Source organism: Aquimarina algiphila, assembly GCF_947494415.1.
Taxonomy (GTDB): domain Bacteria; phylum Bacteroidota; class Bacteroidia; order Flavobacteriales; family Flavobacteriaceae; genus Aquimarina; species Aquimarina algiphila.
On record NZ_CANLVC010000006.1, the window covers coordinates 549,635 to 562,748 of the forward strand.

Consider the following 13,114-nt stretch of genomic DNA (forward strand, 5'->3'; position numbering starts at 1 on the left):
TTAGGTTTTGATCTTCATTCATGCATAAATTATTTTAGTGAAACTAACTTAAATAATTTATATCATGAAAAATGAATTAAAACTTGTCTTGTTATTTGTTTCATTATCTCTGTTTTTTACCAGTTGCGATAAGTCAGATGACAATCAAACCCCAGAATCTATTGGATTAGAAATTCAAGATGAAAACGTGTTTACAGGAAAAAAAGATATCGAGGGTCATATCATTTCCTATAAAGTAGAGTCTAAAGAAGAGCTTACTTTTAATGTAGAAGTGACTATCGATAAAAATACCTTGTCTGCTTCTGTGGCTTATGGTGATGAAACTATAGATTTTGATGGAAACGATGTTGTATTAACTCATAAACAAAAAGAAATTCTATTAATGCTGGGAGAAGAGATTTCTCTCTTTTTATTTAAGGATAAATCTGCTGATAATTTTACAATGGCAGAGTATACATTATTAAGATTATTAGAATATTGGGCTAAATCTCCTAGTAATTATAAATACTCAAAAGTAAAAGTAAAATCTCCAAAAAATGTTATGACAGATTTAAAGAGTAGAAATGAGGGAGTTACTTGTATTAGAAAAAATACTGTTGTTACTGCAAATTATGATGATGATCGTGGTGATGTAAATGAAAACATATTGGTTAATGGAGATCGTTGTATTGGTAGATGCGGTTCTGGATGTCCGGGAACTTTTACAATAGCAAGTGCATGGACTAAAGATTGTTTGGATCATGATCGTTGCGGACGTGTAAATGGAGGAAGTACAAATCCTTTTGATAGAGAATGTGGTGATGAGTATTTTGAAGCTGCAGATGATTATTTATTTGGAGTGATAAGAGGGTGCAGAGGATAGATGTCTTTTAGTTTAAATCATTATCCCCTTTGTAATAAGGCAAAAGGGGATAATGATTACTATAATCAAAAGCTTATTTAAGCAATATCTTTTTTACAAAAGTGGATTTGTTTTGTTTAATTTTAATAAAATACAAACCTGTGTTTATTAGTGTTTTTCTATCTATTTGAATGCTTTTGTTATCTGTCTGTGTTTGATAGACCTCTCTTCCTTGTGCATCATATATTCTTATGTTGGAAGTAATAAATTCTCCAAGATTGATCGTAAAATTATCGCCTTTGACCGGATTGGGGTAAATAGTGATTTTATGGTTACTACCAATATTTTTATCAGCTTCAAGAAGAATACTTTCATTAATACTACAGCTTCTCTTATAGATATGATTATCATCTGTTATTATCCAAGGAATTTTATCAGAATCTACAGTAACCTGGCTAGCTCCGCCCGGTAATTGTTTAAATGCTCCATTACCAGTGTATAGATATATTTTCTTATCCATACTAGTTACGATCACCTGATCTCCATTAGGGTCTATGCCAATATCTAAGATTGTAAGTGATCCTTTTCTATTCCAGCCACTTCCATTCCATTGATAGAGTCCATTATTCATTCCAACTATCCAGGGAGTACCGTTACCATCTACATCAATTCTTTGTCCGGTTCCGCTAGGAAGTGTAGTATATTTTCCACCACCTTCATACTTTCTTATTCTATTGTCCAGACCAAGAATGTAAAAAACGTTATTGGCTACACCAATATCAATACCAGTACCATTTTTATCTAACCAGGGACCATTTGGATATTTATATTGCCATAGTTTATTATCTTCTCCAATCGCCCATACATCACCACTAGGAGCAACATCAATACGTTTTAGCTTTTTAGTATTATCGGTATTGGTCCATCCACCATTTCCATTGGATTTGTATAAATGGCCATTAGTTCCAATAACATATACATGTGATTTATTGGCTCCAATATCATTGGCTTTACCAGCTTGTATGTTCCAGGTACAACTTGTAGTTGAACCAACAGATATTGTCATAGTGGCTTCAGAGGTAGCTCCTAAGTTATCGGTAGCTACCAGTTTTAAAATATGGTTTCCTTCTTGTAAATTGGTCATTAATGGATCATATTTACTCCACCAAATATGAGTATTGGCTTGTGGGCTCTTTTTTACAAATTTGTCATCAAAATATAAGTCTACTTTCTTTATTGATCCATCTGCATCATCTGCCTTAGCTTCAACAGTAAGATTATCTCCTGCAGTAAAATTAGTTGCAGTAGGTCTTAAGAAAGATAGTGTTGGTGGCTTGTTAACACTAACTATTTTCCAGTTTTGATTTTTATTACCTTCCTGATAAGGCCATAGGTGCATCTTTTTTCCATTATTTCTATCCACTACTTTTTCGCAATGTAATGGCTGTAAGAAATAGTCATTTCCTACTTTAGTAATATTCCACCTTAAGTGATTTGCCACAACTTGCGTATAGGTGCCTAAATTAACATTAGGGTTTTGAGTATTGTCTCCTGCATTGCAAGCACCATATGGTACTTCTAAATATCTTCCTGTTTGTACATTTTTTAATGTATAATCATTAATGCTACCATCAATTTTAGTAAAAGTCCATTTAACGTCATTTCCAGAACCTGTGGTAACAGAAATATTTGCGCCATTAGTATTCTTAATTCTAGCACCTCCGGTTGGAGTTTCAATAAAATAGTTTCCGTTAGATAAATTAGCTGGGGGTCTTGTTACTACCACAGGAGGAGTTCCATTAATGATTAATTCTATTGTATGCCTTCCGGCTGGTATGGTTACTGTGACAGAATTTAAAGCGGAAGAAATAACAGTAGTGTTGGTTCCATTTAATTTTACTCCAGTGATACCTTGTCGGAAGAAAGTAACATTTGAATTTGAATTTGAATTGATACTACCAGAATTATTTTCTAATACGATACTTACCTGTTGAGAAGCTTGATACCCATAATCTACACCTTCAGTATCTCTAAAACTAGTTCCGTTAGTAGAAGAAAATTTAGTAGTCTTACCGGATTCTTTTCTGAAAAAAGTGGTATTGGCTTTAAAAGAAATCATACCGTAGGTATTAGATTTATTTTGATTTGCACCAATGTAATAGTCTTTGAAACTAGTACTATGTGAAATAATTGCTCCACTATAATTTGCATTTGAAATTTTAGAAATTGGAGGTTTCTTATGTGTTTTATCTTCTGGGAAAATCACCGTGGTAGCTCTTACATAACCATCAGAAGCAGCCTGATAAGTCGCTCTAATATTATCTGTTACAGGTACTTTTATTTCATTACATTTCCCTTTCGGGAACTCTCCTTTATAGGATTTTACTATAGATATCGAAGGTTGTGATGCAAAAAATAAATTAGCACTTTCACCATCTGCCTTGGTTTTAAATACAATAGAAGCATTAGCAGGTGCTGAGTACTCTTCATTTTTGGTAATAGTTTTTGTATCATTACGTTTGGTGTTTACTTGAAAATTTATATTCACAGGATCCTTAGAATCATTAGGCTTTACTTCATCGTGAATTACAAAGTATCCGTTAGATTTACCAGAGATTGGTTGTATTAAATGCATAGTCCTTTTGTGAGTTCCATTCTTAATAGCTGGACCGGCATCAGTAGTTCCAAATTCAATATTTCCTCCTACAAGTCCATCTACTAAACCATTTCCGTCTCTTTGATCATGTTGTTTTTTATTGCCAATTAGCACTGTGTTGTGAAGCGTAGCTCGGTTCCAACCTCCACTATCAGGAGCTTGTCCAGGATATCCTCCTCCGCATCCATTCGCATTGTTATATCTTACACCAGAATTCATTACCAAGTGTTGTCCGTATCCCACGATACTAAATGAATTTGATTCTTCTAAGTCATGGGTTATGTTATCTATTGTGGGGTTATCTCTTTTAAGGCAATAAAGAATACCTTGTAATGCTTCTTTAGAGTCTGTTTTATCCCAAAGTGCTGCTCCAGATTGCTCTTTGAGTAAAGAGATTGGCATAACAGGTTTGGGTCTATTATTACTTCTCATAAACAATAACATAAAGTTAGTTGAGTTGAAAGTAAGTGGACCATCGTTTCCTTTATGCCATTCGAAAAAGCTGGCAACTTTAGGGCCGTATTTCTCTGCATAATGAACATTAGATTGGTGACCAAACCTTCTTTCATTAAGACCTGTATCTCCAAACTTAGTGAATGTTCCAAAAGGAGTAAGTGCAAATGTAGGAGACCATTCAAAAGCCTTTTGCATTAATGGGTTGTTGTAGTAGTTGCCAATTCCCGTAAATTCCATCACGTCTATTATGTGTGTTTTTGACATACGCGTACCGTGAAGTCTAGCAAATATATACCCTGTAGATTGCCCCCAGGAACCATCATTTAAAATGGATTTGTCGAAGAGATAGTCATCATACAATTTTTTCCATTTTTTGATTTCAGGCTGATCATTTTCGTATATCGCAAATAATAAGTTTATACCATATCGCGCTAATTTTCTTCCTCCTTTATCATCAGCTCTGAAATAGTTTATATAATCTCTAATGTTTTTTTCAGCAGTATTTCTTTGACTTGTAGTAAGGTCATTGTAAATAATGTCCAATGCAAGAATGGAATAAAACTGAGTAAAAGTAGCATTAACTAAAGCTCCATGACCATTGGGCTTTACAAACGTTCTGTTTTTTAAAATACTATATATTTTATCTTTGTATTTTTTTCTAGCAGAAGGGCTCGCTTCTAATATATATGCACTAATGTTATAGTTTAAAGTTGTATTGCCTTCGGGTCCATTCCATCTTTGAAATGCAATACTTCTAATAGAACCAAGAAGACCCGATTCCGCTTTTTTTCGTATTTCTGGATATTGGTTCTCCTTAACAATAAGGAAAGGGTGTTCTTGGGAATAACTTTTTAGTAGTGTTAAAAAAAAGAGTAGAGCACAGAAAATTGGTTTAAGAGTTTTCATGTTATAGTTGAGTTAAGATTTGTTTTGTGATCGGGAAAAGAATGATTTGTCGACTACTGTTATTTCAAACGAATAGAACATGCTTTTGTTATTCTAAGTTTTAAAAAAACCATTAGATAATGGTATATAAATAGGTTCTACGATTTTATTTTTAATTGTATAAATGTAATTAGTACATTTATAAGAATAATGACTCTTTTAGTATTCGTTTTGTTTGTATTAGAATTCGTTTAATATAAACTTGATTTTTAAAAGCTAATGAATAAATATAATGTATAGCATTTTAGTGTTTTTTTATATAAACCACATTTTGATAAAAAAAGAAACCGTCTTTTTACTTTACAAAAAGACGGTTTCTATGTTAAGTTGAATTATTCTTCGGTTTTGTATTATTTAGTTTTATTCTTTTAAAAATTTTATAGATTCGTCATCAATTAATAAGGTATACATTCCAGGGTTTAAACTACCAACATTTAGTATAACATCATCTCCACCAGATTTAACTTTATGTTCTAGTAAAACTTTACCATACATGTCGATTACTTTCAAATTATGAATGCCTTTGGGTAGTTTAGGAATGTTTAACGTTCCTTTAGTTGGGTTAGGAAAAGTAAATGAGCCTAAAGAGGCTGATTCGTTTGATTCAAACCCTATATCATGAGAAGATAATTTACCAGGACTTAAAATCCAAAAACGTTGATTTTGGTTATTTGCACCACAATCCCATTGTTGGAACTGTACATTATGGGCAATATTTCCTGCTGGTAAATCTATACATTTACCGGTTTTTCTATTTTGAAAAGCAAATAGCCCATTTCCACGATCAACCCTTTTCCATTGCTGATCTTGGTACCCTTTACAGTCCCATTGTATAATTTTAGTCCCGTTTGCAGGATTACCTCCAGCAACAGCTAAACATCTACCAGACCTGATATTTTTGATTTCAGAGTATCCATCACCTTTATCTACAAATGTCCATTCTCTTGCGTTTCCAGTTCCGTTTTGGTGATTTACAACTTTTGCACCGTTATTAGAGGTGCCATTGATAGGTGAAATCCATTTATTAGATTTTACCGACTTAATGACATAGGAATTATCGGTATTGCCACCATCATTATCATTTACCAGTTTATATGTGTGTACCCAATCGACTTTCATGGTGTTAATGGTATTGTCATTTAAATGACTTTTAACCGCTACGCCACCAAGAAAATTTTCGTCATCAGTCCACAAATCCCAAATAAGATTTAGATTTCTAGTTAACGGTCTATTGGTTTTTACACTTCCGGCAGGTTCTCCATCAAGATAAAATTGTACATTATTAGCGTCTTTCCACCACATACCTACTATGTGATACTCTTCGTTCCATCGTACTCCTTTTTTAGGATTATTAGGAGATAAATTTCTATTGTCAAAATTTCCTTTATTTCTTTCTGTATTTCCATTAATTACCTGAAAATATTGAGAATTCATTTGCCACGGAAAATTTGGCTGACATCCGCAACTAGGCCTTGAATTGTTTTCAACAATATCAATTTCATCTCTATTATTGATATCTCCATTATTTAGCCAAAAAGTATTATAAGCCGATAGGTGAGCAGTTATCATCCTGCTTTCAGTGTACATTGGGAATTTGATTTGAGCTTTAGAATAGATTCTAGAACTTTGAAACCATAAAGGTTCAGGACCCAATGTAGCTTTAATCCATAAGTTTCCTTGAGATACTCCAGAATTTTCTTCGATCATCTTAGTCGGAGTGTTGGTATAATCCCACAGCACTTTTTGCCATTTATTGTTATCAAAATTACCGTTGAATTCATCAGAGAGGTTGTCTACTTTTTGCCATTTTTTTCCTGAAGGAGCGGTTGGTTGCGCATATCCAAAAAAGCATGCCAATAGCAAGCTAATACTTGCGATAAGATTGTTTTTCATGATTATTGGTTTTAAGAATAAATTTTTGTGATATTATAAATTTATGTATTAAAATTTTATATAAAGATCCTCTTTGTGGTTGTATTTCTAATTGTCTATATATAGTCTAGTAGATAATAGAATATTATCGAGTGCAGAGAAAAAAGACTATATCTAAAAGATAGTTTTTTCTTAATTTGAAATTGTATCAAATTATAATTGAATAAAAAGAAACCGTCTTTTTACCCAATAAAAAGACGGTTTTTAAATCAAAATTAAACAACTCTCCAGTTTAATGCCTTAGAGCGGGCAGTTCTATAGGGTTACCCAAGAAAATATCCATTTTCTTGAGCAATTTTATCAGCGATTTTTGTTCTTAAAGCAACTACATTTGGTTGATTAGCATACTTGGTGAAACGCTTAAGTCCCATAAGCATCATTCGCTGCTCATCTCCTTCTGCAAATGAAACAATAGCTTCTTTTCCTTTTTTGATTGCAATATCTACAGCATTGTATAAATACAATTGAGACATAGCTATCTGAGTTTCCTGAGCTTCTTCTCCAAAACGTTTTGCATTTTTCTCTGTACGTAGGATCGCAGATTCAGCCATATAAATCTCAATTAATATATCCGAAGCAGCCATTAATAATTGTTGATGTTCTTCTAATTGAGGTCCGAATTTTTGTACTGCAGAACCAGCAACCATTAAGAATACTTTCTTAAGTTTTGCAAGAATTTCTTTTTCTTCTGAAAATAATACAGAATAATCTGGAGTATCAAAAGACGGAATACCAGTAAGTTCATCAGCAACTTTCATTGCAGGTCCAAGAAGATCAACATGTCCTTTCATTGCTTTCTTAACTAACATTCCTACAGCTAGCATTCTATTGATCTCATTTGTTCCTTCGTATATTCTAGAAATACGAGCATCTCTCCAAGCAGATTCCATTGGAGTATCTGCAGAGAACCCCATTCCACCAAAAATTTGTACACCTTCATCAGTACAACTTTGTACATCTTCAGATACAGCAACTTTAAGAATAGAACATTCAATAGCATATTCCTCAACACCTTTAAGTTCTGCTTCCTGATGAGAATTTCCTTCCGCTTGACGGATAGCAATTCTATCTTCAATATTTTTTGCAGCTCTATAACTTGCAGATTCATCTGCGTAAGTATTAGTAGCCATTTCTGCAATTTTAGATTTAATTGCTCCAAAATTCATAATTGGAGTTTTAAACTGAATACGCTCATTAGCATATTTGGTTGCTTCTCCGATTACTCTACGTTGTGCATCAAGACAAGCAGCTGCTAATTTGATACGACCAACATTTAGCGCGTTCATTGCAATCTTAAATCCATTACCTCTTTCTGATAGCATATTTTCTACCGGTACTTTGGTATTGCTAAAAAATACCTGACGGGTAGAAGAAGAATGAATTCCTAATTTTTTCTCTTCATCGGCCATAGAGATTCCATTAGATGGATCATTCTCTACGATAAACCCTGTAATATTTTTATCATCTTCAATACGAGCAAAAACGATCATTACATTACAGAATCCTGCATTAGAGATCCACATTTTCTGACCAGAGATCAAATAATGTTTTCCATCATCAGACAGGACCGCTTTGGTTTTTCCAGAATTTGCATCTGATCCTGCACCAGGTTCTGTTAAACAATATGCTCCCATCCATTCACCTGTAGCTAGTTTAGAAACATATTTTTTCTTTTGTTCCTCATTACCATACAATGAGATTGGCATAGTGCCAATACCAGTGTGAGCTCCAAAAGCGGTACTAAATGAACCGGTTGCTCCAGAAATATAATCACATACTAGCATTGTAGAGACAAATCCCATTCCAAGTCCATCGTAAGCTTCGGGAACCGCAACACCAAGAAGGCCAAGTTCTCCAGCTTTCTTCATACAAGCTTCTGTATACGCATAATCTTTAGATTCGAATCGTTCCCAGTGTGCCCATAGCTCACGGTCAACAAATTCTTTTGCGCTATCACGCATCATTCTTTGCTCCTCAGAAAAATCTTCTGGAGTAAATACATCTTCACATTTAGTTTCTTTGACAAGGAATTGCCCTCCTCTAAGAATATCTTTATTTACAGTTTCTGCACTCATTGTTTTATATTGTTTTTTCTTAGCTCGTTTTTAGTTTAAAAATTCAAAAATACCAGCAGCACCTTGTCCGGTACCTACACACATAGTAACCATACCATATTTACCTTTCATATCGCGCTTACGCATCTCATCAAATAACTGAACAGAAAGTTTTGCTCCAGTACATCCAAGTGGATGTCCTAATGCAATTGCGCCTCCATTAACATTTACTATATCTTGATTAAGACCTAACTCTCTCATCACTGCAAGAGATTGAGATGCAAAAGCTTCGTTAAGTTCGATTAGTTCTATATCATCTTGTTTTAATCCAGCCTGTTTTAATGCTTTTGGAATAGCTTTTACTGGTCCAATACCCATAATTCTAGGTTCGACACCTGCGGCAGCATAATTAACAAGTCTTGCAATAGGTTCAAGGTTTAACTCTTTTACCATTTCTTCGCTCATCACCAAAACAAAAGCAGCACCATCACTCATTTGAGAGGAGTTTCCTGCGGTAACACTTCCACCTGCTTCGAATACAGGTCTAAGTTTACCAAGCACTTCTTTACTGGTTCCGGCACGAGGACCTTCATCTTTATTTACTGTATATGATTTTGTAGCTTTCTTTCCATTTTCATCAACATAAACCTGTTCTACATTTATAGGAACGATTTGATCCTGAAAACGGCCTTCTGCTTGGGCTTTTAAGGCCTTCATATGAGAATTGTATGCAAATTCATCCTGATCTTCACGAGATACTTTGAATTGATGAGCAACTGCTTCTGCAGTATTTCCCATCCCCCAATAGTAATCTTCATGTCCGGATTTTGCTAAATCATAATTGAGTTCTGTTTTATATCCTGTCATAGGCACAGAACTCATACTTTCTGCACCTCCTGCAATAATACAATCTGCCATTCCGGCCTGTATTTTTGCAGTTGCGATACCGATAGTTTCTATTCCTGAAGAACAAAATCTATTTACTGTTACTCCTGGAACATCAACAGAGTTTAACCCCATAAGTGAGATTAAACGAGCCATATTAAGTCCTTGAGATCCTTCTGGCATTGCATTACCAACAATCACATCGTCAATACGAGATTTATCGAGATTAGGAAGCTCCTTCATCATGTGCTCGATGGTCTCGGCTGCCAATTCATCGGTTCTTTTAAATCTAAACACTCCGCGAGGCGCTTTCCCAACGGCTGTTCTATATGCTTTTACTATATATGCTGTTTTCATTTTTTTCTTTTTCTAGTTTCTTAGAGGTTTTCCTTTCTTAAGCATATGCTCGATTCGCTCAAGAGTTTTACGTTCTGTACAAAGTGATAAGAAAGCTTCACGTTCTAGATCCAATAAGTATTGTTCTGTAACCAATGTTGGTTCTGATAAATCTCCACCGGCCATTACATATCCTAGTTTATTTGCTATTTTATGATCATGCTCAGAAATATATTTACTGGCTTCCATAGAATCAGTACCTACTAAGAACATTCCAAGTGCCTGTTTTCCTAAAACTTTAATGTCTTTACGACGTACAGGTTGCGTATATCCTTGTTCTGCAATTAGTTTTGCATGAGCTTTTGCAGTTGCAATCTGACGATCTTTATTTACAACAACAATATCTTTTCCTTTTTGCAGTAAGTTGGTATCAAATGCTTCATATGCCGATGTTGATACTTTGGCCATACCTATAGTTAAAAAATGTTCTTGCAATACATTAAGTTCGATATCATCTTTTTTGAAGGTATCAGCGGCTCTTAATGCCATTTCTTTGGATCCACCACCACCAGGGATTACACCAACACCAAATTCTACTAATCCCATATATGTTTCTGCCGCAGCAACTACTTTATCGGCATGAAGTGAAATTTCACAACCACCACCTAAAGCCATACCATGTGGTGCAGCGATTGTTGGAATAGCAGAGTAACGCATGCGCATCATAGAATCCTGGAAGTATTTGATGGCCATATTTAACTCATCATACTCCTGTTCTACAGCCATCATAAAAATCATTCCGATATTTGCTCCAACAGAGAAGTTCGCAGCTTGATTACCTACTACTAATCCCTGGAAATCTTTTTCAGCAATATCGATAGCTTTGTTTAATCCGGCAAGGACATCACCACCAATAGTATTCATTTTACTTTGAAATTCTAAATTAAGAATCCCATCTCCAAGATCTTCTACTACAACACCGCTATTCTTGAAAACCTCATTGGATTTACGAATATTATCAAGAATAATAAAGGCATCTTGTCCCGGAACTTTTGTTTGTTCTTTTTTCGGAATATCATATGAATGAGTTGCTCCTTCTTTTACTGTGTAAAAAGAAGTATTTCCCGAAGCAATCATATCATTAACCCACGCGGCTGGTTCTAAGCCTTCGGCTTTCATAATTTCGATTCCTTTTTCTACTCCAATAGCATCCCAGATTTGGAAAGGACCATGTTCCCAACCAAAACCAGCTTTCATAGCATCATCAATCTTATATAGCTCATCAGTTATTTCTGGAATTCTGTTTGAGACATATGCAAATAGGGCAGATAAGGTTTTACGGTAAAACTCACCGGCTTTATCTTTACCAGCAACTAAAACTTTGAAACGATCAACTACTTTATCTATAGTTTTTGTCATCTCTAAAGTAGCAAAAGAAGCTCTTTTCTTTGTTCTGTATTCTAAAGTATCTAAATCTAAAGAAAGGATCTCTTTTTTACCATCAGCAGCTACATGTTTCTTATAGAATCCTTGTCCTGTTTTACTTCCTAACCATTTGTTTTCCATCATAGTATTGATGAAATCTGGAAGTTTAAAAAGTTCTAAACGCTCATCATCAGAACAGTTATCGGCAATACCATTAGCTACATGAACTAAAGTATCTAAACCAACGACATCTACGGTACGAAATGTAGCAGATTTTGGGCGGCCAATTACGGGGCCAGAAAGTTTATCAACCTCTTCTATTGTTAGTCCCATTTCTTTTACCATATGGAACAAACTCATGATACTAAAGATTCCTATTCTATTTCCTATAAATGCAGGTGTATCCTTTGCAACTACAGAAGTTTTTCCTAAATATTGTTCTCCGTATCCATTAAGAAAATCCAAAACTTCTGAAGAAGTGTTTGGACCAGGAATAATTTCGAATAATTTTAAGTAACGAGCAGGGTTAAAGAAGTGTGTTCCACAAAAATGTTTTTGGAAATCTTCACTTCTTCCTTCGTTCATAAATTTGATAGGAATACCAGAAGTATTAGATGTAATTAGTGTTCCTGGTGTTCTGTATTTTTCTAGATTTTCAAAAACTGATTTTTTGATATCTAATCTTTCAACAACAACTTCTATGATCCAGTCTACATCAGCAACTTTTGCGATATCATCTTCAAGATTTCCTGTAGTGATACGACTTGCAAATTTTTGATGATAGATAGGAGAAGGTTTGGATTTAAGAGCAGCAGTAAGCGAATCATTTACTAATCGATTACGCACCACTTTGTTTTCAAGGGTAAGACCTTTTGCTTTTTCCTTTTCGTTTAGTTCTCTAGGAACAATGTCTAATAATAGCACTTCGACACCAATATTAGCGAAATGGCATGCAATACCGGATCCCATAATTCCTGAGCCGACAACTGCAACTTTTTTAATGATTCTTTTCATTTTTTAACTTCGAGTTGTTAAGGTGTTATAGATTCTTGTTTTGAGTAAATTTTTTTAGATGATATGAGGTCATTTATAATTTGAAATACTTCTAAGAAGATATCTAGTTTTTCCTGAGGTACATGTTTTCTAACAGTACTATCAAAGGCAAAAACTACTTCTTTAGAAAAATTTCTCATTTCTACACCAAATGGAGTTAAGTATATCAATACACCTCTGCCGTCCTGGGGATTCTTCTTTCTAAAAATCAACCCTTTTTCTTCCATGGTTTTTAATGTACGTGATAGACTTGTGGCTTCCATTCCCATTTTGGGGCCTAATGAGGTAGAAGGAGTACCACTTTCTGGATCTATGCTTAGCAAAGCAAATCCGGTAGCCATTGTACTACCTTTTTTACCAGCCTCTTCATTATACATCTTAGCAACTGCCATCCAGGTGGCTCTAAGTGCATAATCAATTGTCTTTTCTCTCATTTAAAAAAATTATTGTGAATGTAAAGGTAAGAAAATTTATTATGCGTGCATAATAAATATGGTAAAAATTTAAGAAAAGATGAAGTAATTTACGTTT

Annotated in this window: 7 protein-coding genes; 1 reads left to right on the plus strand and 6 read right to left on the minus strand. The window is 34.4% G+C overall.

Features of this window, described 5'->3' with window-relative positions; translation table 11 throughout:
• The first annotated feature begins 64 nt into the window (after window positions 1-64).
• Entirely contained in the window at window positions 65-862 is a 798-nt protein-coding gene (locus tag PQF96_RS11865) for a hypothetical protein (RefSeq protein WP_271766363.1), read from the plus strand.
• Window positions 863-935: 73 nt separating this feature from the next.
• Here the strand turns inward: PQF96_RS11865 and PQF96_RS11870 are convergent, their stop codons facing one another.
• The 6 genes from PQF96_RS11870 to PQF96_RS11895 all read right to left on the minus strand — a co-directional run bounded on the left by PQF96_RS11870 (window position 936) and on the right by PQF96_RS11895 (window position 13,017).
• Window positions 936-4,859, minus strand: coding sequence for a T9SS type A sorting domain-containing protein (locus PQF96_RS11870; protein ID WP_271766365.1), 3,924 nt, complete (start codon window positions 4,857-4,859; stop codon window positions 936-938).
• A gap of 399 nt (window positions 4,860-5,258) precedes the next feature.
• Complete coding sequence (locus PQF96_RS11875) at window positions 5,259-6,791, minus strand: RICIN domain-containing protein (protein WP_271766367.1); 1,533 nt, start codon at window positions 6,789-6,791, stop codon at window positions 5,259-5,261.
• Window positions 6,792-7,093: 302 nt separating this feature from the next.
• On the minus strand, window positions 7,094-8,905 hold the full coding sequence (locus PQF96_RS11880; RefSeq protein WP_109436921.1) for an acyl-CoA dehydrogenase family protein: 1,812 nt from the start codon (window positions 8,903-8,905) through the stop codon (window positions 7,094-7,096).
• 30 nt (window positions 8,906-8,935) lie between these two features.
• A complete protein-coding gene (locus PQF96_RS11885; protein ID WP_271766369.1) occupies window positions 8,936-10,126 on the minus strand; it encodes an acetyl-CoA C-acyltransferase in 1,191 nt (396 codons plus the stop codon).
• A gap of 12 nt (window positions 10,127-10,138) precedes the next feature.
• A complete protein-coding gene (locus tag PQF96_RS11890) occupies window positions 10,139-12,544 on the minus strand; it encodes a 3-hydroxyacyl-CoA dehydrogenase/enoyl-CoA hydratase family protein (protein WP_109436919.1) in 2,406 nt (801 codons plus the stop codon).
• Window positions 12,545-12,561: 17 nt separating this feature from the next.
• The gene (locus PQF96_RS11895; protein ID WP_109436918.1) at window positions 12,562-13,017 is read right to left on the minus strand and encodes a MarR family winged helix-turn-helix transcriptional regulator; all 456 of its coding nucleotides are present in this window, start codon (window positions 13,015-13,017) and stop codon (window positions 12,562-12,564) included.
• Between the last annotated feature and the right edge of the window lie 97 nt (window positions 13,018-13,114).